13 protein-coding genes are annotated in these 21988 nt (G+C 59.6%); 5 read left to right on the forward strand and 8 right to left on the reverse strand.

The window, feature by feature from the left end:
• Window position 1: 1 nt before the first annotated feature.
• The 3 genes from L0Y14_RS07005 to L0Y14_RS07015 form a co-directional block, all read right to left on the reverse strand.
• Window positions 2–2902 (reverse strand): Gldg family protein, encoded by a 2901-nt coding sequence (locus L0Y14_RS07005; protein WP_006474713.1) that lies wholly within the window; start codon window positions 2900–2902, stop codon window positions 2–4.
• A 10-nt stretch (window positions 2903–2912) separates the two neighbouring features.
• The gene (locus L0Y14_RS07010) at window positions 2913–3839 is read right to left on the reverse strand and encodes an ABC transporter ATP-binding protein (protein ID WP_005959788.1); all 927 of its coding nucleotides are present in this window, start codon (window positions 3837–3839) and stop codon (window positions 2913–2915) included.
• Window positions 3840–4494: 655 nt separating this feature from the next.
• Window positions 4495–7986, reverse strand: coding sequence for an immunoglobulin-like domain-containing protein (locus tag L0Y14_RS07015; protein WP_083825144.1), 3492 nt, complete (start codon window positions 7984–7986; stop codon window positions 4495–4497).
• A 763-nt stretch (window positions 7987–8749) separates the two neighbouring features.
• Here L0Y14_RS07015 and L0Y14_RS07020 point away from each other — a divergent pair.
• Entirely contained in the window at window positions 8750–9277 is a 528-nt protein-coding gene (locus tag L0Y14_RS07020; protein WP_006474711.1) for a low molecular weight protein-tyrosine-phosphatase, read from the forward strand.
• Window positions 9278–9357: 80 nt separating this feature from the next.
• Here the strand turns inward: L0Y14_RS07020 and rne are convergent, their stop codons facing one another.
• Window positions 9358–12360 carry a ribonuclease E gene (rne, locus tag L0Y14_RS07025; RefSeq protein WP_251859287.1) on the reverse strand — a complete coding sequence of 1001 codons (3003 nt, stop codon included), beginning with the start codon at window positions 12358–12360 and terminating at the stop codon, window positions 9358–9360.
• Between the two features lie 633 nt (window positions 12361–12993).
• Between rne and rluC the strand changes: the two genes are divergently transcribed.
• From rluC to sppA, 3 genes are read left to right on the forward strand one after another with little or no spacing between them, the layout of a single operon-like run.
• Window positions 12994–13947, forward strand: a complete 954-nt coding sequence (rluC, locus tag L0Y14_RS07030) for a 23S rRNA pseudouridine(955/2504/2580) synthase RluC (RefSeq protein WP_005965313.1) — start codon at window positions 12994–12996, stop codon at window positions 13945–13947.
• A 43-nt stretch (window positions 13948–13990) separates the two neighbouring features.
• Window positions 13991–14614 (forward strand): HAD-IA family hydrolase, encoded by a 624-nt coding sequence (locus L0Y14_RS07035; protein WP_240991641.1) that lies wholly within the window; start codon window positions 13991–13993, stop codon window positions 14612–14614.
• Window positions 14615–14657: 43 nt separating this feature from the next.
• Window positions 14658–15647 carry a signal peptide peptidase SppA gene (sppA, locus tag L0Y14_RS07040; RefSeq protein WP_005965306.1) on the forward strand — a complete coding sequence of 330 codons (990 nt, stop codon included), beginning with the start codon at window positions 14658–14660 and terminating at the stop codon, window positions 15645–15647.
• A 27-nt stretch (window positions 15648–15674) separates the two neighbouring features.
• Here the strand turns inward: sppA and hypE are convergent, their stop codons facing one another.
• The 3 genes from hypE to L0Y14_RS07055 form a co-directional block, all read right to left on the reverse strand.
• Window positions 15675–16682, reverse strand: coding sequence for a hydrogenase expression/formation protein HypE (gene hypE / locus L0Y14_RS07045; RefSeq protein ID WP_005965304.1), 1008 nt, complete (start codon window positions 16680–16682; stop codon window positions 15675–15677).
• Between the two features lie 104 nt (window positions 16683–16786).
• Complete coding sequence (locus L0Y14_RS07050; protein WP_006474708.1) at window positions 16787–17074, reverse strand: hypothetical protein; 288 nt, start codon at window positions 17072–17074, stop codon at window positions 16787–16789.
• A 202-nt stretch (window positions 17075–17276) separates the two neighbouring features.
• Window positions 17277–18407 carry an aminotransferase class V-fold PLP-dependent enzyme gene (locus L0Y14_RS07055; RefSeq protein WP_005965300.1) on the reverse strand — a complete coding sequence of 377 codons (1131 nt, stop codon included), beginning with the start codon at window positions 18405–18407 and terminating at the stop codon, window positions 17277–17279.
• A gap of 370 nt (window positions 18408–18777) precedes the next feature.
• Between L0Y14_RS07055 and fusA the strand changes: the two genes are divergently transcribed.
• Window positions 18778–20856, forward strand: coding sequence for an elongation factor G (gene fusA / locus L0Y14_RS07060; RefSeq protein WP_005965298.1), 2079 nt, complete (start codon window positions 18778–18780; stop codon window positions 20854–20856).
• Between the two features lie 133 nt (window positions 20857–20989).
• Here fusA and L0Y14_RS07065 read toward each other — a convergent pair whose 3' ends face one another.
• Entirely contained in the window at window positions 20990–21988 is a 999-nt protein-coding gene (locus tag L0Y14_RS07065; protein ID WP_005965296.1) for an ABC transporter permease, read from the reverse strand.

Consider the following 21988-nt stretch of genomic DNA (forward strand, 5'->3'; position numbering starts at 1 on the left):
CTTAACTCATTTGACCCAGCAAGGCCGTATAACGCCCTTGTGACCGCTGCTTGATCTGGTGGCGAATCAGCCCAACCAACAGCAGCCCAAACAGCGCCAGGCCGTAGTTGAGGTACTCCCAGAATACCCGCTGATCCCGGTCCATCGGGTCGAGGGTACGGGAGAAGTGGCCCCGTCCACGTAGGACGAGCAGGCCGCGATCCTCCAGTGCCCAGTCGATGGCGTTCTCCACCAGTTGCACCGGTTTGAGATAGCGGGTGCCCAGGCCGGAGGTAGCTAGGTCCAGCATGGTATCGGTGAGGAAGCTGTTGGAGGCGAAAAGGATAATCCGCGCCGACGCCGGCGAGTGATCGATCACCCGGTCAATCACCGGGGCCTGGTCGACCTTGCTATTGTCATCGGCGCCCTTCTTCTCATCCCTCTTTTGCTTGCTACTCTCGTCCTGCTTCAACAGCGGTGATGACTTGCCCTTGAAGAAGGAGTCAAAACGCCCCTCCACCGCCACTGCCAATAGTTGCCGGCCTGGCTTGCCGTTTTCCGCGAAGCCCTGTTGGCCGTGGGCCTTGAAATCGGGCTGGATCTCCAGACTGTCGGAGTTCCAGGCCCGGTCGGAGCTTTGCAGCAGCCGGGTCACCTTGCGCCCCTGGTTCTTCTGCCCGTCGAGCCGGATCGGCGATGGCCAGGTGAGGGTCACCTGGTTGACGCCGCTGGCGATGCCGCTCTTGCTGTCGATGCCATCACCCCGCACATCGACAAAGTAGGGGTAGTCCACCAGCTGGGTCTCCCGCACCACGAAGCCACCAATGCGCCGGTTGACCGGGATCGGAAAGGCCGTGTTTTGCGGATCGAGCACCATCTTCTGCTCCAGTTCGATGCCGTTGTGGGCCAGCCACTTGTCCAGACCCGATTTGTGGGACTTGGCGGAGAGCGCCCCTTTGGTGTCGATATCGAAGGGTGAGGTTGCCACCACCAGGGTGCCGCCGCGCATCAGAAACTGGTCCACGGCAAACAGCTGCTTCTCATCCAGCTGGTCGGGGGCGGCGAGCAGCAACAGGTCGGCCTGATCGGGGATCTGACCGTTTTTTAGATCTGCGTCGGCCAGATTGTGCTCCTCCGCTAGGGTCTGGCGCAGCCAGTCGAAACGCTTGCCGCCGCCCATGCCAAACTGGCCGAGGGCCGGGGCAGCCTTGGGGGTGTGCAGAGCGATGGTCTTCTGGAAGCCCTTGGCGAAGCGCTTGATGCCCGCCTGCATGGCGCGCTCCAGTCCCGCCTTGTCGAACTTCTCCGGCAGCGGGATCTGCACGATCCGCTCGCCGCTCTCTAGGGTCATGTAGAACCAGAAGGGCTGGGTGTCGAGCAGGCTGGCGACCATCGGGCGGAAACCATAGTCGCCCTCCAGCCGTTTCGCCAGGGCGCCGCCGTTGGCCTCCGGATCCTCGATGGCGATGCTCAGCTTCTTCCCGGCGCGCTTCCGCCAGTCGGCCAGCAACTCATCGAGCCCTTTCCGCAGCGGTTTCAGCAGCTCGGGCAGCTGCGCTTCGGGGGAGATGTAGCCCTTGAAGGCGACCGGCTGGCTCAGGCCGGCGAAGATATCGCCGCCGCCCTGGTAGGCGTAGAGCACCTTCTTCAGCGCCTGGGTCAGGTCATACTCTGGATTGCGCAGCTCCACATCCAGATCGGTCTCGCTCTGCACCTTCACGTCGATCAGATCGCGGAAGCCGAGCACCTCGTACTGGTCCCCATACTGCACCAGGATGTTGAAGTAGGAGTTGACCACCGAGGCCTGGTACTTGCTGGCGAACTGGAACGGCACCGGCTTGATGTCGTACTTCTCGTTGGCTTCGCGCTCCAGCTCGGGATGCTCCAGGGGGTCGATGAACTCTACCCGCACCCGGCCCTCGCCGGCCACCGCGTACTCCGCCAACAGATCCCGCAGCCGCGGCACCAGGGGCGCCAGCAGGGGGTGGGTCTGGGCGCTGAAGTAGCCGCGGATCAGCAGTGGCTCCTGCAACTGGGCGAGGTAGCTACGGGTAGCGTCGGAGATCGAATAGAGCTGGCCATCGGTCAGATCGGTGCGCACTGCCGAGACCGGCGCCAGCCAGAAGTTGGCAGCCAGGAAGTTGGCCGCCAGCAGGCCGGTCAGCCAGCCCCAGCGGCGGTGGTTGGGGTTGCTCCGGTTACCGGACCAGCGCAGCCACTCCAAGCTGAAGACATTGAGGGCGAGGAAGACCCCCACCAGGCTCAGGTAGTAGTAGAGATCCCGTAGGTCGATCACCCCCCGGGTGATGGAGGCGAAGCGGGAGCCGGAGCCGAGCAGTTTGAGCCACTCCGAAGCCTGATTGCCGAACAGCCCGGTGAGAGCGTCGGAACCGAGCAGATAGAAGAAGCCACAGACTGCCGCAGTGAGGATAAGGCTGACGATCTGGTTGGCGGAGCGGGCGCTGATGAACAGCCCGATGGCCACGTAGGCCGCCGCCAGAAAGAGGGAGGCGAGGTAGCCGCCGATCACCGGCCCCCAGTCCAGCGGTCCCATCAGGCTGACAGTCACCGGCAGGGGCAGGGTCAGCAGCAGTGCCACCCCCACCAGCCCCAGGCAAGCAAGAAACTTGCCCAGCACCAGTTGGTAATCGGCAACCGGTGCGGTAAGTAGAAACTCCAGGGTGCCGGCGCGGCGCTCCTCCGACCACATCCGCATGGTGATGGCCGCCACCAGGAAGATCAGCAGCAACGGCATCCAGTCGAACAGGGGCCGCACGTCGGCGATATTACGGGCGAAGAAGGTCTCCACCCAGAAGAAGATGAACAGACTCACCGCCAGGAAGGCGCCGAGGAAGATGAAGGCGATGGGCGAGGAGAAAAAACCAGCGAACTCCTTGCGTGCGATACGGATAATGGAATTCATGGTGCCCCTCCTACTGTGCCGAGATCTCGCCGAAGACCGTCTCTAGGTCGCGGCGCTCGGGTTGCAGGCTGTAGAGTTTCATCCCTTGTTCCGCTACCCGGCTGGCCACCTGGGGGGCGGTCTCGAACAACTCACCACCGGCGGCCAGATTGAGGGCGTAGCCATAGCCGGCCTCCTGCCCCTCCAAGGCCTCCACCGCGGACACCCCGTCCACCCCCTGCAACAGGGGCAGGGCCTGCTCTGGAGCAGCGTCCAGCGCTACCAGCAGCCGCTTGCCGGCGCGCAGTTCATTCATGCTGGCGTCCAGGGCGATCTGGCCGTTGCGGATGATGATCACCCGGTCGCAGATCGCCTGCACCTCCTGCAACACATGGGTAGAGAGGATCACCGTTGCATGCTCCGCCAGGGCGCGGATCAGGCTGCGCATCTGCTGCACTTGGGTTGGGTCAAGGCCGTTGGTGGGTTCGTCGAGGATCAGCAGTCGTGGCAGGTGGAGGATCGCTTGGGCGACTCCCACCCGCTGCCGGTAGCCTCGGGAAAGATTGGCGATAGGATCGGTCGCCTTGGCAGCCAGGTCGGTGCGCTCGATGGCCTCGCGGATACGCGCATTACGCTCGGCTTCGGCGACCCCATGCAGAGAGGCGGCGTAGTCGAGGTAGTCGATCACCGTCATCTCGGGGTAGAGGGGGTCATTCTCCGGTAGATAACCGATGCGGGCCTGCACCGCCTCGCGCGTTTGGGCAATGTCGTGACCGTCGATCTCGATGGTCCCGGCGCTGGGTTCCAGGTAGCCGGTGAGCATCTTCATGATGGTGGTCTTGCCGGCGCCGTTGTGGCCCAGCAGGCCGACGATCTCGCCCTGGCCGATCTCGAAAGAGACCCTATCCACCGCCGTAAAATCACCGTAGACGCGGCTCAAAGCTTCAACTCGAATCATTCGTAAAGCTCCCGTTTGTTATTGATTGACAGATTCCCTAAAGAATCAAACGATTTTAGTGACCACGGTTTTTACGGAGAGTTCAACTGGTGAGCAACAACAGAATTAGGAGGGAACGACTATCGATTTGAGGGTTGAATGGGTCGGAGTCAAATCGCTTAACCACGCCGCTTTTATCGCCAAAAGAACTGGCTCAGCGAGCCGGTTTTTTTGTGAGTTGGCAGAGGGGGAGGGATTAGAACATAGTCCGCGAGATTTCAAGCCTCATGGAATTCCACGTGCCTCGGCGAAGGTTTCGACGACGCACGTCTGGATACTCTGTTCCTTTCCTTGCTGGTACCCTGGAAGAGTGTGCTCGGGCAAGCACGAAGTCAGATGTGTGAAAGAAGACTTCGTGGCTATCGTGCGTTGGGAGTCATGGCGCCACTGCCCAGTCTCTTAACGTCCAGGCTGCACCATTGGAGGTTTTGCCTGCCGTTTGGGCGATTCGGTTGCCTTGTGCTTGTGCAGCAGCTGAATCAGCCAGCCTGATTTCTGCATCCCTCTCAAAAACAAACCCCGGTAAAAATACCGGGGTTTGTCATCAAACTGACGGCCTCCGAAGAGGCCGTTTCTGTTTCGGGCGTTTGATGACCCGAAGTTGGCTCAGCTCCCCTTAATAGACATAGGCAGCACCGGAGGTGGTGGCGGTTTCATCGGGGGTCGAATCGACCCCGGTGGTGCCGCTGTCCTCATCCTTGGCGCCGACCACGAGGGTGTTGCCATCCCCACTCAGTGCCACAGAGTAGCCGAAGTGGTCGCCGATAGTGTCATCCGGGGCCGGATCGTCCACAGGATCGCGGGGACCGGGGTTGGAGGCCTTGACATAGTTGGTTTGGCTCCAGGCTCCAGCACTGTTGGTGAAGATGTAGACGGCGCCGGTGTCCGGTCCTCCCGTATCCTCTAAGCGCCCGACCCCGGCATATTTTCCGTCCTCATGGTCTGCGCCAACCGCGAGGATGGCCCCATCACCGCTCAGGGACACAGACTGGCCAAAATAGGCCACAGCATCCGGATTGTCCGGCTTGATGTAGGTTGACTGGGTCCAGGTGGTGCCACTGCGGGTGAAGATATAGGCGGCGCCTGCTCTATCGAACTCATTGGTTGGCGTGCTGTTGATGCCGGTGGAATTGCTGCCCTCCCCAATGGCGCTCACGGCAAGGGTGTTACCGTTATCGCTCAGGGCGACGGCATGGCCGAAGTGGTCCCGCGCATCGGCGTTGTCAGAGAGGAGCTCGGCCTGCTGTGCCCAGCCGGAGGCCTGGGTGAAAATATAGGCCTTGCCGGTTGAGTTTGTCACCTCGGCCCCGGTTGCATCCACAGGAGCGCCGGCGCCGACCGCGAGGGTGCTGCCGTCGCCGCTGACGGCGACGGAGAAGCCGAAGCCATCGTTCGCTGTCGGTGTGCCGGCCTTCAGCTTGGTCTGTTGCGACCAGGTGGTGCCAGAGCGGGTGAAGAGGTAGGCGGCGCCGGAGTTGCTGGCGCTGCCGTCCTCCTGACCGGCACCCACGGCCAGGGTGTTGCCGTCGTCGCTGAGGCTGACGGCAATGCCGAACTGATCCCCGGCGCTGGGTGTGGCGGCCTTGATGTAGGCCTGTTGCGACCAGCTGCTGCCGGTGCGGGTGAAGACATAGGCGGCGCCGGCGTCGGCGGCGCTATCGTTGGCGGTGGGGTCGATACCGCCGACACTGCTGTCTTCCAGTTGTGCGCCCACGGCCAGGGTGCTGCCGTCGCTGCTCAGGGCGACGGAGAAGCCGAACTTGTCGCCAGTCCCTCCTGCGCTGACCCGGCCTTGCTGTGACCAAACCGGCGGGGTGACGCTGGTGTCCCTGACGAAGATGTAGACGATGCCACTATCCTGATCCGGCGCTCCTACCGCCATGGTGGTGCCGTCGGAGCTGACGGCGGCGCTGTTGCCGAACTGTGCCCCGGTGGTGGTGTCGCTGGCCTTGAAGTAGCTGATGATGTCGACTGAGTAACCAGCGTTGAAGAGCTCGTTCTCTCCCCTGAACCTGCCGAGTGGCGAGCCGAGGCAGTCGCTCTCAGCCGCGTCGCAGGATTCGACCCGGTAGCGGGCATCGTTCCAGTTGAACAGATGAGCGCTGGTATCGACGCTGTGGCTGGTGCCGGCGATGGAGCTGGAGGCCGCATCCGCCGTGCTGAAGGTGCCGCTACCATCCCGGTCGAACAGCAGCCGGTAGTGGTCGTGGTTGGCATAGAGGGTGGTGTTGGCGGGCAGGGGCCAGTCGAAGTGCAATTGCTTATTGTCGGCCGTCATGGTCACCGCTGGGCCGACGATCACCGTGCGGGTCAGGGTGGCGACATTGCCAGCCGCATCGGTAGCGGTATAGACGCGGGTGTACTGGCCCATCACGTTGGTGTCGACATCGTTGGTTTTGGTAATGTCTTTGGGGTCAGTGGCGTCAAGCGCGGTGTCGAAACCCGCGCCATCCATCGCATCGACGCCCTCAGCACCAGGTTCCGTATAGTTTTCGCCAACCGCCACATAGACGGGGTCGTCCCCTCTGAGGCTGATCACCGGTGCGGTGGTGTCGACGACGTTGACGGTGCGGGTGACCGCAGTGGCGGCGTTGCCCGCGGTATCGGAGACGTTGTAGGTTAGGGTGTAGGTGCCGACAGCCGTCGGGTCCACCGAGCCGCTGGTCACGACCCTTGCGCTGATGTCTCCGTCCACATTGTCGTTAGCGCTGAAGCCGGGGTCGGTGTAGGTGGCGGCAGCGCTGCCCTCGATGGTCTGTGGATTATCGCCCGTCAGGGTAATGGTCGGCGGGGTTGAGGCCAGCACCGTGACGGTGCGGGTCACCTGGGTGGCGGCGTTGCCTGCGGCATCCGTTACATCGTAGGTCAGGGTGTAAGTGCCAGGGGTGGTGGCGTCGACACTGCCGCTGGTCTGGATCGAGGCAGTAAGATCACCGTCGATGTTGTCGTTGGCGGTGGCGCCAGGGTCGCTGTAGGGCGTCGGGCCTGCCTCCAGGGTGACCGAAGCCTCACCGCTGAGGGTGATCACTGGTGCGGCGGCGGCCTGGATGGTGACGGTGCGGGTCACCTGCGCGGCGGCATTTCCAGAGGTGTCTGTTACGTCATAGGTGACGGTGTAGCTACCGGCGGTGGTGGCATCGACCGGGTTATTGATAAGGATGTTGGCGGTGATGTCGCCGTCGATGTTGTCGCTGGCAGTGGCACCGGCATCCGTATAGGCGACGCTGCCAGCCTCTCGCGTCACCGTGGCATCCCCGAGCAGGGTGATGCTGGGTGGGGTCGCGGCAATCACATTGACCGTACGGGTGACGGGTGTTGCGGGGTTACCGGAGGAATCGCTGACATTGTAGGTGAGGGTGTAGCTGCCGGGGGTGTTGGTGTCGACTGTGCCGCTTATGAGCACAGGGGTGATGTCGCCATCCAGAGCATCGATGGCGGTCACACCTGGATCGATGTATACGGTGGGGCCGGTCTCCCAGGTGTGTGGGTTAGGCGCGTTGACGCTGATGATCGGCGGGGTCAGGTCGGCGGTGACGTTGATTGTGCGGGTCACCTGGGTGGCGGCATTGCCTGCAGCATCGGTGACACTGTAGGTCAGGGTGTAGGAGCCGACGGTGGAGGTGTCGACGCTGCCGCTGATGTTGACGCTGGCACTGATGTCACCATCGAAGCTGTCGTCGGCAGAGACGCCTGGCTCGGTGAAGGGTGTGGCGCTTGCCTCCAGGGTGATGACGCTGTCGCCGGCCAGGGTGATGGTCGGCGCTGCGGCTGCCACCACAGTTACGGTGCGGGTCACCTGGGTGGCGGCATTGCTGGCGGCGTCTGTCACGTTGTAAGTGACCGTGTAGGTACCAGGAGTGGTGGGGTCGACCGGGTTGTTGACAGTGATGTTGGCGGTTATGTTGCCGTCTGTGTCATCGGTAGCGGTGGCGCCAGCGTCAGTGTAGGTGGCAGTTGGTCCCGCCTCTAAAATGACGGTAGCATCGCCGCTCCGGCTGATGGTGGGTGGTGTGGTGTCGGGGGTTGTCCCGCCTCCGCCGCCACAACCAGATAGTAGCCCGCTGACGGCCACCCCCAATAAGAGCACTCGCTGATTAGGATAAAACATCGCTTCAATTTCCCCGCTGAATTAACTGAATCTATGCCTGTCTTTTGTTTTTGTTGTCCAAGCCTGGAAGTAACAGGAGACAGGAGCAATAGCGCCTATCGCGCCAGTTGCTTGGTCGAAAAATGGCGTCCATGTTGCCTTTTGTTCCTAATTACTTCAATGGAATTGTGGCTAAACTCTCCTTTTCCGCGGGGACGGTCAACAAGCTCAAGATAAAAAAATTTTGTATCGTGATTTTATTCACACCTTGAAGAAAAATCGGTGTTGCTTAATTAGGAATTTTTATCTTTAGGGCATAATGTCCGATTTCAGGCAGGGTGCGCAGACAGTTATCTGTTAGATGGGATCTGCGCTTGGGTTTAGTCTAGGCAGATCCGCTTCTGATGCGGATTGATACGCCGAACAGAAACGATAATTGCATGAAAAATATAGAAATAGTTTCGATTATCGAGGCATTGATCGAATTGCCGGTGTGGCTGTAAGAGGTTGGTTTTTCGTCTTAGGTTAGTGCCGGCTCCGGGTGCCGTTCAGCGATCATGCTAGAAGGGCGAATTTCGCTGATTGACCCTCTCCTGCGCTAGCATCGTTGTTTAATCTTTGCCAACATGGCCTTGGTTGATCGGCCGGGATCCGGCTGACAAGGACAGGAATGTTGGGAGCTGGATGGATTGCTTCAGCGATTCGTTCGGGATGCTGATCAAAGAACAGAAGAAATATTAATATGGATATTCGAGCGCTGAATTACTACAGGGGCCAGATACAGATGAACCAGAGTGAGCCGGTTCGGGTGTTGTTTGTTTGCATGGGCAATATTTGCCGATCACCCACCGCGCAGGGTGTCTTTCGCTCTCTAGTTGAGAAGGAGGGGCTCTCGGAAAATATCCAGACGGACTCTGCCGGTACCATCGGTATCCATGCCGGGGAACAACCTGATCGCCGTGCTCGCAGCGTTGCCAAACAGCGTGGTGTTGATCTGAGCGACCTTAGGGGGCGACAGGTTTCAAGCAGCGACTTTGAGAAGTTCGACTATGTGATCGCGATGGATCGTTTAAATTACAACGATCTAACTTCAGTCTGCCCCCGGGGATCGGAAGAGAAGCTTCATCTGCTGATGGATTTTGCCTCTCATGTGGGGGTGCAGGAGGTGCCTGACCCCTATTATGGTGGGGCTGCTGGTTTTGAGCGGGTCTTCGATCTGATCGAGACGGCGTCTGAAGGGCTGTTGCAGATGATTCGCGAGAAGCATCTGCTGGACGGTACGGCAAAGGATCCCCGCACTCGCTGCCAGTAGCTGAATCGCTGTGCGTAACACAGCGCCTCTGGTTTCCAAACAACAGACCGGTCATCCCTGACCGGATTGTCTTTTCTTAGTTACCCACCATCACTGCCTTTTTTCGGGGCAGGTTTTTCCTTGCTCTGATCGGACGTTGCTGGCTTTTTGGTCTCTATCTGCACCAGTTTGGGACCGGCCTCTGCAAGTTTTGTTTTGGGTGCCGCGGCGGTCTGCCGAGTGGCGGCTTTTTCGGGTGTCGGCGTGTCTGCTTTTTGGCTGGCTGCCGGTTTGGTCGAACGACTGGCAGCTGCTTTTTCAATCGTCGGCATGTCTGCTTTTTGACTGGCCGCCGGTTTGGTCGAGCGATTGGTCGCTGCTTTTTCAGACGTGCCAGGGGCGTTATCTGCCGCTGTAGAGGGCGCTTTTTGAGGCTTCTTCTGCACCGACGGCTTGGGCCGATCAGCAGTGCTCTTCTGCGGGGCCTCAGCCGAAGATGTGTTGGCCGGTGATGGCTTTTCTGCCACAGCCGGCTTATCTGCTTGCGGCGCTTCAGTTGGCTTCTGTGGCTTTTTGGCTGCCGGTTTTTGCGGTTTGTCCGGGGCTTTTTCTGGCTTGGTTGTTACATCCTTTTGTTTCTCATCACCGCGCTTCTTAGCGGGCTTTTCAGCGGGCTTCTCAGCGGGCTTCTCAGCGGGCTTCTCAGCGGGCTTCTCAGCGGGCTTCTCAGCGGGCTTCTCAGCGGGCTTCTCAGCGGGCTTCTCAGCGGGCTTCTCAGCGGATTTCTGGGCAGGCCCTGGAGCCTTCTCCTGACTGGGAGTCGGTGCAGTTGTCTGCTCCGTCGAATCGCTGACTTTTTTCTTGGGAGCCGGACGGCGCTGACTGCGTTGACGGCCCTGTCCTTTGTCGCCGCTGGAGGCTGTCGTCTCTTTGCTAATCGCTGCTGCGCTGCTATCAGTTGTGGCAGTGCTGTCTGGAGCGTTTGTTTTTGGGGGGGGGCCTTCTGATTGCTGCCCCTGTTTGGTATCACTCTGGCTCTGCGGCTGTTGCCGTTCGCCTGAGGAACGGCGCCGACGACCACCGCGTCTGCCGCGGCGTGCGCCCTTGGGCTTGGGAGCGCTCTTCTCTTCATCTGCCTTGGCTGGCTCGTTCGGTCGCTGCTTCTGTTCCGCTGTGCGGGACTCTTGGCTCTTTGGCTCAGCCTGGGGTTGCTGGCCGGCCTCACTGCTTCCAGCTGGTTTTCTATTGCTGTCACGTCCACCTTGACGCTGCTCGCCGCTGGTTGAGCGTTTGCGTCCTCCGCGGGAACGCCCATTGCGTTGGCCTCTGCTGCGGGGCTCACGCTTCTCCTCTTCAGTCTTCTCCGGTTTGCTGTTCTCGACGGGCTCGGCTGACCCGTTCTTGGGGGAGAAGATGCTGGTGAAGATTTTTTTCAGGAAACTACTCTCTTCGGTCGTCGGTGGGGGTGTCTCTTGGCGCTGTGGGGTGGGAGCGGGCGCTCTGGGAGCGATCGCCTTTACCGCAGGCCGTTCGCTCTTTTTCTGTTCAGAGCGGGCGAAGCTGGGTATCTCCTTCTCGTGGGTTTCGACCAGGCGATAGCTCGCTTCGGTCTCTTGCTCCTCTGCAAGATCAGCCTGTCGGACTCGTTCGATATTGAAGTGGGGGGTTTCCAGGTTGGGATTGGGGATCAGCACCACAGTGATCCCTTGACGTTTTTCTATGTCGTGGATCGGCTGACGTTTTTCGTTCAGTAGGAAGGTGGCCACATCTACCGGCAACTGGGCGATGATCTTGCCGGTATTCTCCTTCATCGTCTCTTCTTCGATGATGCGCAGGATCGACAGGGCCAGCGACTCCACGCTGCGGATGGTGCCGTGCCCGCTGCAGCGTGGGCAGACCTGAGCGCTGGCTTCACCAAGCGAGGGGCTCAGCCGCTGGCGTGACATCTCTAATAGGCCGAAGCGGGAGATGCGCCCGATCTGAACCCGCGCACGGTCCTGCTTGAGGGCCTCCTTGAGGCGGTTTTCCACCTCACGCTGGTTGCGTGCGGGGGTCATGTCGATGAAGTCGATGACAAACAGGCCGCCAAGATCCCGCAGGCGCAGCTGACGGGCGATCTCATCCGCCGCCTCAAGATTGGTGTTGAGTGCGGTCTCTTCGATATCGGCACCCCTGGTGGCGCGGGCCGAGTTGATGTCGACCGAGGTCAGCGCCTCGGTGGGGTCGATCACGATGGCGCCGCCGGAGGGCAGGTGCACCTGCCGCTCGAAGGCGGATTCAATCTGGCTCTCGATCTGATAGCGGCTGAACAGCGGTACCTCGTCCTCGTAGAGACGCAGCTTACTGCTGTACTGCGGCATTACCTGGCTGATGAAGCGCTGGGCCTGGGCGTGGACCTCTGCGTCGTCGATGACAATCTCGCCGATATCCGCGCGCAGGTAGTCGCGGATCGAGCGGATGATGATGTTGCTCTCCTGGTAGATCAGGAAAGGGCCGGGTTTGGCCGTGGCCGACTTTTCAATCGCCTGCCAGAGCTGGATCAGGTAGTCCAGATCCCATTGCAACTCCTCGGCGTTCTTGCCGATGCCGGCAGTGCGTACGATCAGACCCATGCCGTCAGGGATCTCGAGCGTGCTCATCGCCTCGCGGAGCTCGGCCCGGTCCTGGCCTTCGATGCGGCGGGAGACGCCGCCGGCGCGGGGGTTGTTAGGCATCAATACCAGATAACGGCCGGCCAGTGAGATGAAGGTGGTCAGTGCGGCGCCTTTATTCCCGCGCTCCTCCTTCTCCACCTGGACGACGACCTCCTGGCCCTCTTTTATCGCCTCCTGGATGTTGACGCGTCCGCTGGATTGGCGGGCTGCTTCAGTGAAGTAGCTGCGGGAGATCTCCTTCAGCGGCAGGAAGCCGTGGCGCTCAGCACCATATTCGACAAACGCAGCCTCTAGGCTGGGTTCGACTCGGGTGATCTTCCCTTTGTAGATGTTGGCTTTTTTCTGTTCCCGGCCGGGAATCTCGATGTCGAGATTGAAGAGCTTCTGTCCATCGACAGTCGCAACGCGCAACTCTTCTGGCTGAGTTGCGTTGATCAGCATTCTTTTCATGTTGTGTTGTGTCCATTATCAACTGTCCGAGCTGGAAAGCAGCAGAGCCTCGGCCATGCGGCGGCCTCATCCAATAAATCTCGGGGCCGGTTGCGCATTGTCTGGATCAAGAGCAGGCCAAATTTCACGGCACAGGCTCCGGATCAGCTAGCTGATTTCATGCTAGCTCGGACAGTTGAAAAACTGTTAAAGTTCGCCGTCTGGGGGCCAGTCCCCTGCTCGGAAAAGGCTCGCCACGGAATGGGCGCGTTTGCGTCCCGGGGCGCTACGGCCGCAATCATGCGGATTTCCGGCGCTTTCCCGACGTGGCGCAGCACTGAAGTTGCAGGGGAGGGTGGCCGAGTCAGACGGCACCTCAATTCTTTTCGGTCGATCCCACGACGGAAACGGCTGAGGGCGGTACGGGTCTCTGAACAGTGCAAGCAGAGGCTGAGGTACCGGCTCGTTAAGGCCTTCCGGCGTGGCTTTGACATCGTTCCCTCACCCCAAAATTGCGGAGGCTGGGGGGATGAAATTTCTTGCCGTGCTGACGCCGGAGAGTGCCTCGCATTCACCAGCGTCAAAAAAATCACCTGGAAATATAACAATCTTCGGCGAGGGCATCAATCACCGTGGAACAAAAGCAGAAGCTAAATGCCAGATAGACAAAAGAAAACCCCGACGGTACGGATGGTCTCGGTGGAACAGGGCAGCGAGGGGCAGCGAATCGATAATTTTCTGCTGAGAGAGCTTAAAGGTGCACCACGCAGCTATATCTATCGCATCCTCCGCAAGGGGGAGGTGCGGGTCAATCGTGGTCGGGTGAAGGCCGACTACCGCCTAAAATTGGGTGACCAGGTGCGTATTCCACCGGTACGGCTGGCAGCTTCACCCGCCCCTCCCAGGTTCTCGCGAGAACAGCGGGAGCGTTTGGAGCGGTCGATCCTGTTTGAGGATGAACGCATCATGGTGATCAATAAACCGGCCGGCATGGCTGTGCATGGCGGGAGCGGTCTCAGCTTTGGGGTAATTGAGGCGTTGCGGGCGCTGCGCCCCGAGGAGCGCTCGCTTGAGCTGGTGCATCGCCTCGACCGAGATACCTCGGGCTGTCTGCTGCTGAGCAAACGTCGCAGTGCCTTACGATCCCTGCATGAACTGATGCAGAAAAATCTTGTCGACAAACGCTATCTGGCTCTGTTGGCCGGAAGTTGGCGCAAGGGTAGACAAGAGGTTGATGCCCCCTTGCTGAAGAACACCCTCAAGGGCGGTGAGCGTGTAGTAAGGGTCGATGCGGCTGGCAAGCCCTCGCTGACCCGTTTTACACGGGTTCGGCGGTTTAAGCAGGCCACCCTGGTTGAGGCAGAATTGGTGACCGGGCGTACCCACCAGATTCGCGTTCACAGTGCCTGGTTGGGGTCACCGATCCTGGGCGACACGCGTTACGGGGATGAGATCGCTAACCGTCAGTTGCGCCAACTGGGACTGAAGCGGCTGTTTCTGCATGCCCATTCGATAAAATTCCGCTGGCCGGGCGAAAAGCGTGACCAGGAGTTCAAGGCACCGCTACCAGATGTGCTTGAAGCTGTTTTAAATGAACTTGATAAATAAGATGAAGTTTAAGCTGTTAATATTTGATTGGGATGGGACTTTGATGGACTCAGAGGCCCGTATTGTGAACTGTGTGCGGGCTGCGGTGGATGACCTTGGGCTGACCTCTCCTGGCGATGAGGCGATCCGCAATATCATTGGGCTGGGTCTGCGGGAGGCGATTGATATGCTCTTCCCTGGTGCAGATGATCAACTGCATCACGATATTGTCACCCGCTACCGGGTTCACTTCCTGGGCGAAAATTCTACCCCATCAGAGCTGTTTGAAGGGGCACGGGAGGTGGTCGAGCGTTTGGCTGCTGAGGATTATCTGCTGGCGGTGGCCACCGGCAAGGGTCGGCAAGGTCTTGATATGGTGCTGGAGAGCAGCGGATTGGGCAGCTATTTCCATTCCACCCGGTGTGCCGATGAGGCGTTCTCCAAACCTCACCCTGAGATGTTGGAGCAGATTCTCGATGAACTCGGGGTTCTGCCCAAAGAGTCGCTGATGATTGGCGACACCGAATATGATCTGCAGATGGCCAACAATGCGGGCACTAAATCCCTTGCTGTGAGCTATGGGGTGCACAGTGTGGAGCGTCTGCGACAGCACAATCCGTTGGGTTGTGTTGACCGGGTTAGCGAGATCCCACAGTGGCTCGAAAGCTTTTCTGCGGATATTGCCTGATAGACGTAATTGAAGATTATCAAAAGGATAAGAGGAGTAGTTTATGTCGGATCAGAGTCACGAAAACCCACAGCCTAAGCAGGGCGACCCCTCCAGGTGGGAGCGGGAGTTGCTCAACAAGGTGGTGATGACCTCCCTCAACGAGGGCCGTCGCGCCCGTCGCTGGGGTATCTTTTTCAAGTCCCTTACCTTCCTCTATCTATTCCTGTTGCTGACGATCTGGTGGTCGGATGATATCGACGTGAAGATGGCGGGCAGCGAAAAACACACCGCGCTGGTGGAGGTCAACGGCATCATCGCCCCCGACACCAAGGCGAGCGCCGACAAGGTGGTGACTGGCCTGCGCAATGCCTTTGAAGATAAAAACACCAAGGGGGTGATCCTGCGCCTCAATACACCCGGCGGTAGTCCGGTGCAGTCGCGCTACATCAATCAGGAGATCACCCGGCTGCGGGAAAAATATCCCGATATCCCGCTCTATGCGGTGATCGTCGATATGTGTGCCTCAGGTGGTTACTACATCGCGGCGGCGGCGGATGAGATCTATGCCGATGAGGGTAGCATTGTCGGCTCGATTGGTGTGCTGATGAACGGCTTCGGCTTTGTCGATGTCATGCAGGAGCTGGGCATCGAACGCCGTCTGATGACCGCCGGCGAACATAAGGGGATCCTCGATCCCTTCTCACCGGTGAACGACTATGAGCGGGAACATATCCAGCGCATGTTGGATCAACTGCATGCCCAATTCATCGAGACGGTAAAGCAGGGTCGAGGTGAGCGCCTCAAAGTGGATGAATATCCTGAGCTCTTTTCCGGGCTCTTCTGGAGTGGCGAGGAGGGGCTGAAGATTGGGCTGGTGGACGCCTTCGGCAGCAGCAGTTACGTCGCACGGGAGGTGATCGGTGCCGAGGATATCGTCGATTTCACCCCGGAAGAGGATATCTGGGATCGTTTTGCTGAAAAGCTCGGAACTGGAGCGGCTCAGGCGATTGCCCGCATGGGAGGGCTGACCGAAGGCTGGAGTCTGAGGTGATCCGACTGCCACGTATCTGCTGGGTCATCAGCAGATGCGTGGCAGGGGGTCGTCTTCCAGCTCCTCGAGGATGCGCGCACCCCCCAGTTCCGTCTGCAGGATGACATGGGCATCCTCGGCCAGGAGGGTGCCGATGAGTGCTGCATCGCACCCCTCATCAAAACCCCGCCAGCGTTCCAACGCAGTCTCAGCTTGATCAGGTGAAACAATCGCTACCACCCGGCCCTCGCAGGCCAGGTAGTGGGGATCGTAGCCGAGGATCTCGCACACCGAGCGTACCTGATCCCTGACCGGGATGGCGCTGTCATTCAACCGCACCTGCAGGCCGGTAGCGCGGCAGATCTCATGGGCGACGGTGGCCAGACCGCCGCGGGTCGGGTCGCGCATAAAGTGCAGCCCCGGCAGATCGAGCAGCGATTGGGTTAGCCGCAGCACACTGCCGGCATCTGATCTGAGATCACCGTGCAGGCCGAACTGCTCCCGCGCCAGCATCACCGCGATGCCATGATCCCCCACCGGACCGCTGACCAGCACCCGATCTCCGGCCTGGATTCTGTCCAGTGCGGGCCGCACTCCGGCCGGGCGTAGCCCGACACCGGTGGTGGCGAGGTAGATGCCGCCACCCTCGCCACGGCGCACCACTTTGGTATCACCGGCGGCAATTCGCACATCGATGGCGTTGGCCGCCGCGGCGATGCTCCTGACAATCCGCTCCAGCTGTTCGATCTCGAAGCCCTCCTCGATAAAGGCGTTGAGGCTGAGATAGCGGGGCAGGGCGCCGGCCACCGCCAGATCGTTGCAGGTGCCGTGTACCGCCAGTGAGCCGATATTGCCGCCCGGAAACTCCAGTGGCTGCACGGTAAAGCCATCGGTGGTGAAGAGCAGATCGCCGTCCCGCTCCAACGGCAAGGCCACCGCATCAGCATGCACGTCGAGTTCAGGATTGGCCAAGTGGCGCGCAAAGATCTCTTCGATGAGTTCGCGCATGAAACGCCCGCCGTTTCCGTGGGCCAGTGAGATCTGTCTATCCTGCATCTTGTACTAGTGTTGGCTGCAAAACGGCAGCTTAGCAGTGGCGGGTTGGGAAACAAAAGCCCCGCACTGGGCGGGGCTCTGTTGTGGAGTCGGATGTAGTCGGCTCATTCAGCCTTTGCTGCTGGCTGTGCCGGCGCCGCGGGAGCCGCATAGGGATAGCCATAGTAGGGCGTGTAACCACCCCAGCCCGGATAGCCGCCGCCATAAGGATAACCACCGTAGTAGGGATAACCACCATAGTAAGGATAGCCGCCCCAAGGCCCTCCGCCCCAAGGCCCATAACCATCATCAAACCAGTCGAAAGGTCCCCAGAAGGCAGAGGCGGAGGTGGATGCCATCATTGCGGAACCAGCCAGTGCTGCTGCGGCTACAAGTTGCAGGGTTCGTTTCATCTTGCTTACTCCATTGTCACGATCGAGGGTACAAACGGTCTGCGGTTCCCTGGAAAAATAAGGTCAATTACTACTTGAGGCTTCTTTGCTTTTCCAATGGGAAGAAGCGGACTACAGCAACAAATATAGATAAACCGGGTTCCTTTTTTTTTGATGCAAATCATTAAATAAGTGGATATTAATGGAGCCACTGTGGCGTGCTTTAGCGGATAGCTTTGGTGATCTGCCTGATGACGTTAAAAGCGTCTCCTATCTCATTGGCTGTATTGTAAAAATGTGGAGAGAAGCGAATCCCGCCGCCACGATAGGCGCAGATCACCTGTTGTTGCATCAAAGCCTGCTGGATCTGCTGATTGTCATGGCCGGGGATGCGGAAAGAGAGAATCCCGGCGCGGCGGTTCGCTGCAGCAGGTGTCAGGCTCTCAAATCCGTATTCAGACACCTGCTGCAGGGCGAAATCCATATTATGCCTGATGCGGATCGCCACCTGCTCGATGCCGGTCTTCAGCAGCAGCCGCAGGCTCGCCGCCAGGGTGTGGATGCCGAGCATGTTGGGGCTGCCGCACTCGAAGCGCCGGGCGTCCGGAGCGGGTCTCCAGTCGTGTCGATCGAAATCCATCATCGCCTCCACCATGTGCCAGCCAAACTGCTGTAGGCGGAGATGATCGCGCACCTCAGGCCGTACATAGAAGAGCGCCACGCCTTCCGGACCGAGCATCCACTTGTGGCCATCCGCCACCACAAAGTCGGCTTGGCACGCCTGCACATCGAAGGGAATAGCCCCCAGGCTCTGGATCGCATCGACGCAAAATAGTATCCCCGCTTTGCGGCAGGTCTTACCGAGTCGACCCAGGTCGAGGCGCAGACCGGAGGCATACTGAACCGAGCTGACCGATAGCAGCCGTGTGTTTTGGTCGATTGCCTCGGCGATGGCTTCTTCTGGCTCCCCGCTCGAGTGCTGCAGATCGACCAGCCGTAGTTCGACCCCCTGGGAGGCGAGCGACTCCCAAACGATGCGGTTGGATGGGAACTCCTGGGCGATGCTGACGATGTTCTCCCCTGGTTTCCAGGGGAGTCCGTAGGCGATGATCGAGAGCGCCTCGGAGGTGTTTTTCAGCAGCGCAATCTCTGAGTCATCCGCCGCGTTGATCAGGCGTGCTAGCAGTGACTTGAGAGCCAGTTCCTCCTGCTGCCATGCGGGGTAGTTGGTGGCGCCAAGGGTGCCATTCTCCTGGGCAAAGCGCACCACTGCATCGACAGTGCTCTGTGGCCAGGGGGCAACAGCGGCGTGGTTTAGGTAGATGATGTCGGGGGCGAGAGAGAATGGTTGCATGGGGATTGTCTCTTGTGGCAGGGGTATGTGTAGGGAGAGAGATGGCCTCTCGAAATCGATCCAAACTGTCGCTTTTTAGCAACAGGAGGGGCGTTTTCCCTGCGTTTTAGTCGCCTTACAGCAATTTCCCAATAAAGATACGAGAAAACAAGTGGGTATGGTATAGTGTGCGGCTTGATAAAATGACTTCCTACAAAAGTTGTTAAGAAACAGCTACTTATGGGGTTTTCGGCGGTGATGCCGGATGCTGGCCGCAGTTGCCTGCCATAGGCTGTTTCCTGGTCGTTACGGAAGGAAGCGTTGGATCCCGCTGAGTAACGCTCGAGGGTGGTCTCCAGCAACTTTATTTGGGTTTAACTAGAGAGCAGAAATGACAGACCTTACTAAATACCGGAACATCGGCATCTTTGCCCACGTGGATGCGGGCAAGACCACCACCACCGAGCGAATTCTCAAGCTCACCGGCAAGATCCATAAGACCGGCGAGGTGCATGAGGGCGAAGCCACCACCGACTTCATGGACCAGGAGCGCGAGCGCGGTATCACCATCCAGTCGGCTGCTACCTCCTGTGAGTGGAACGGCCACCGCATGAACATCATCGACACCCCCGGACATGTGGACTTCACCATCGAAGTCTACCGTTCCCTGAAGGTGCTCGATGGCGGTGTGGGCGTGTTCTGCGGTTCCGGTGGTGTTGAGCCCCAGTCCGAGACCAACTGGCGCTACGCCAATGAGTCCGAAGTGGCGCGTATCATCTTCGTCAACAAGCTGGATCGCCTTGGCGCCGACTTCTACCGGGTAGTGGATCAGGTCGAGAATGTGCTGGCCGCCAACCCGCTGGTGATGGTGCTGCCGATTGGTGTCGAAGAGAACTTTATCGGCGTGGTCGATCTGCTGACCCGCAAGGCTTGGGTCTGGGATGACTCCGGGGATCCCGAGAAGTACGAGATCCAGGACGTGCCTGCCGATATGACCGACGCTGTCGAAGAGTGGCGTGAGAAGTTGATCGAAAAGGCCGTCGAGCAGGACGACGATGCAATGGAGAAATATCTGGAGGGCGAAGAGCCTGACCTCGATACCATCCATGCCTGCATTCGCAAGGGCACCATCGCACTCGACTTCTTCCCCACCTACTGTGGTTCCGCGTTCAAGAACAAGGGCGTGCAGTTGGTGCTGAATGCCGTCGTTGATTACCTGCCCAACCCGACCGAGGTCAAGCCCCAGCCCGAGGTGGACCTGGAAGGTAACGAGACCGGAGAGTTCGCCATTGTTGATGAAAGTAGGCCGCTGCGCGCCCTGGCCTTCAAGATCATGGACGACCGCTTCGGTGCCTTGACCTTCACCCGTATCTACTCCGGTGTGCTGAACAAAGGCGACACTGTGCTCAACACCTTCACCGGCAAGACCGAGCGCATCGGGCGTATCGTAGAGATGCATGCCGACTCCCGTGAAGAGCTCGACTCCGCCCGGGCCGGTGACATCGTCGCCCTGATCGGTCTGAAAAATACCCAGACTGGCCACACTCTGTGTGACCCGAAGAAGCCCGCTACCCTGGAGCCGATGGTATTCCCCGATCCCGTGATCTCCATCGCCATCGCACCCAAGGACAAGGGCGCTGCCGAGAAGATGGGTATCGCGATCTCCAAGATGATCCAGGAGGATCCCTCGTTCCGTGTCGAGACCGACGAAGAGTCCGGCGAGACCATCATCAAGGGCATGGGCGAGCTGCATCTCGACATCAAGGTCGACATCCTCAAGCGTACCCATGGTGTCGAGGTCAACGTCGGCAAGCCCCAGGTGGCCTACCGCGAGACCATCACCAAGCGCATCGAAGATAGCTACACCCACAAAAAGCAGACTGGTGGTTCGGGTCAGTTCGCCAAGATCGACTACATCATCGAGCCGGGCGAGCAGAACAGCGGCTTCGAGTTCGAATCCAAGGTGACCGGTGGTAATGTACCTCGTGAATTCTGGCCGGCGGTAGAGAAGGGCTTTGCGCTGAGCATGGAGTCGGGCACCCTGGCTGGTTTTCCACTGCTCGATGTCAAGATCACCTTGATGGACGGTGGCTTCCACGCCGTGGACTCATCGGCGGTTGCCTACGAGATTGCCGCCAAGGCGGCCTATCGTCAGTCGATCCCGAAGGCGGGGCCGCAGCTGCTGGAGCCGATCATGAAGGTCGATGTGTTCACCCCCGATGACCACGTAGGTGATGTGATCGGCGATCTGAACCGTCGCCGTGGCATGATCAAGTCCCAAGAAGCCGGTGCCACCGGCGTGCGCGTCAAGGCCGATGCACCGCTGAGTGAGATGTTCGGCTACATTGGTGACCTGCGTACCATGACCTCTGGTCGTGGCCAGTTCTCCATGGAGTTCTCCCACTACGCGCCGTGCCCTGCCAACGTGGCAGAGGCGGTTATCAAGGAAGTGCAGGAGCGCAACAAGTAGGCAGATGGTGATCTGATCCGGGGTTCAGCCCCGGTGGGATCGCAATAAAAAACCGGGGACAGGCTACTGTCCCCGGTTTTTTTGCGCCCGCATATTTTGTGTGGGAGGAGGTTGGAGGGGCATCTGTCGGGTGTTACTCCCAACGAAAGCTGCGCGCCCCGATGGCGAGAAACAGCGCACTGAATCCGAACAGAGTGACAAGTTCTGTCAACACATCCTGAAGGCCGGCGCCGTCGATCATCACTGCGCGGGCTGCATCCAGCATGTGGGTTAGCGGCAGCAGCAGCGCGAACTGCTGCACCAGCGGGTTGGAACCCTCGAGCGAAAACCAGACCCCGGAGAGCAACATCATCGGCCAGCTGATCAGGTTGAGGATGCCGTTTGCCGCCTCCTCACTGCTGAAGCGGGCGGCCACCAGCAGTCCGACGCTGATCATGCTCAGGGTGCCGGCGGTGAGGATCAGAAACAGCAGCCAGTAGGCACCGTGCATTCTGAAGCCCACCAGCAGATTGGTGCCGGTGTAGACCAGCGAGGTGACCAGCAGGATCATCAGCAGGCGCGAGGCGACTTGGGCAGTGAGGAACTCGAAGGCGGTTAGGGGAGTGGCGTGGAGCCGCTTCAGCACCCCGTTCTTGCGGTAGCGCACGATCACGAAGCCGACCCCGAACAATGAGCTGAACATCACATTCATGCCCAGCACCCCGGGCACCACCCAGTCGACGTAGCGGATCTCCTCACCGCTCACCGCCTGGCGCTGCAGCGGGCTGTCGCCCAACAGCCGTTCGAGCACATAGCCGTTGGCGGAGTTGCTGTTGATCCAGTATTGCGCGTCCTGCAGATCGAGCAGCATGTCGAGTTGATGGCGATCGACCTTGCTGATCGCGGGCTCCAGGGATTGCAGCGCAATGAACTGGATGTGGCGGGTCTGCAGAAAACGCTCAAGCGCCGGCTCCCCGCTGTCATCACCAAACACCCCGACCTTGAAGAGGTGTTGGTCGCCGCTGGTGAAGGCAAAGGCAAAGCCGATCACGATGAAGACCGGCAGCAGGATGTTCCAGGCCATGGCGGTGCGATCGCGCAGAAACTCATTGTTGCGGGCGACAAAGATGGCAAACAAGCGGCGTGGCGACAT

The sequence above is a fragment of the Candidatus Endoriftia persephonae genome (assembly GCF_023733635.1).
Classification (GTDB): Bacteria; Pseudomonadota; Gammaproteobacteria; order Chromatiales; family Chromatiaceae; genus Endoriftia; species Endoriftia persephonae.

Bases quoted from the DNA above. Each gene is read 5' to 3' on its own strand.
- L0Y14_RS07005 (WP_006474713.1), bottom strand. From the start codon at position 2,902: ATGAATTCCATTATCCGTATCGCACGCAAGGAGTTCGCTGGTTTTTTC.
- L0Y14_RS07010 (WP_005959788.1), bottom strand. From the start codon at position 3,839: ATGATTCGAGTTGAAGCTTTGAGCCGCGTCTACGGTGATTTTACGGCG.
- L0Y14_RS07015 (WP_083825144.1), bottom strand. From the start codon at position 7,986: ATGTTTTATCCTAATCAGCGAGTGCTCTTATTGGGGGTGGCCGTCAGC.
- L0Y14_RS07020 (WP_006474711.1), top strand. From the start codon at position 8,750: ATGAACCAGAGTGAGCCGGTTCGGGTGTTGTTTGTTTGCATGGGCAAT.
- rne (WP_251859287.1), bottom strand. From the start codon at position 12,360: ATGAAAAGAATGCTGATCAACGCAACTCAGCCAGAAGAGTTGCGCGTT.
- rluC (WP_005965313.1), top strand. From the start codon at position 12,994: ATGCCAGATAGACAAAAGAAAACCCCGACGGTACGGATGGTCTCGGTG.
- L0Y14_RS07035 (WP_240991641.1), top strand. From the start codon at position 13,991: ATGGACTCAGAGGCCCGTATTGTGAACTGTGTGCGGGCTGCGGTGGAT.
- sppA (WP_005965306.1), top strand. From the start codon at position 14,658: ATGTCGGATCAGAGTCACGAAAACCCACAGCCTAAGCAGGGCGACCCC.
- hypE (WP_005965304.1), bottom strand. From the start codon at position 16,682: ATGCAGGATAGACAGATCTCACTGGCCCACGGAAACGGCGGGCGTTTC.
- L0Y14_RS07050 (WP_006474708.1), bottom strand. From the start codon at position 17,074: ATGAAACGAACCCTGCAACTTGTAGCCGCAGCAGCACTGGCTGGTTCC.
- L0Y14_RS07055 (WP_005965300.1), bottom strand. From the start codon at position 18,407: ATGCAACCATTCTCTCTCGCCCCCGACATCATCTACCTAAACCACGCC.
- fusA (WP_005965298.1), top strand. From the start codon at position 18,778: ATGACAGACCTTACTAAATACCGGAACATCGGCATCTTTGCCCACGTG.
- L0Y14_RS07065 (WP_005965296.1), bottom strand. From the start codon at position 21,988: ATGTCGCCACGCCGCTTGTTTGCCATCTTTGTCGCCCGCAACAATGAG.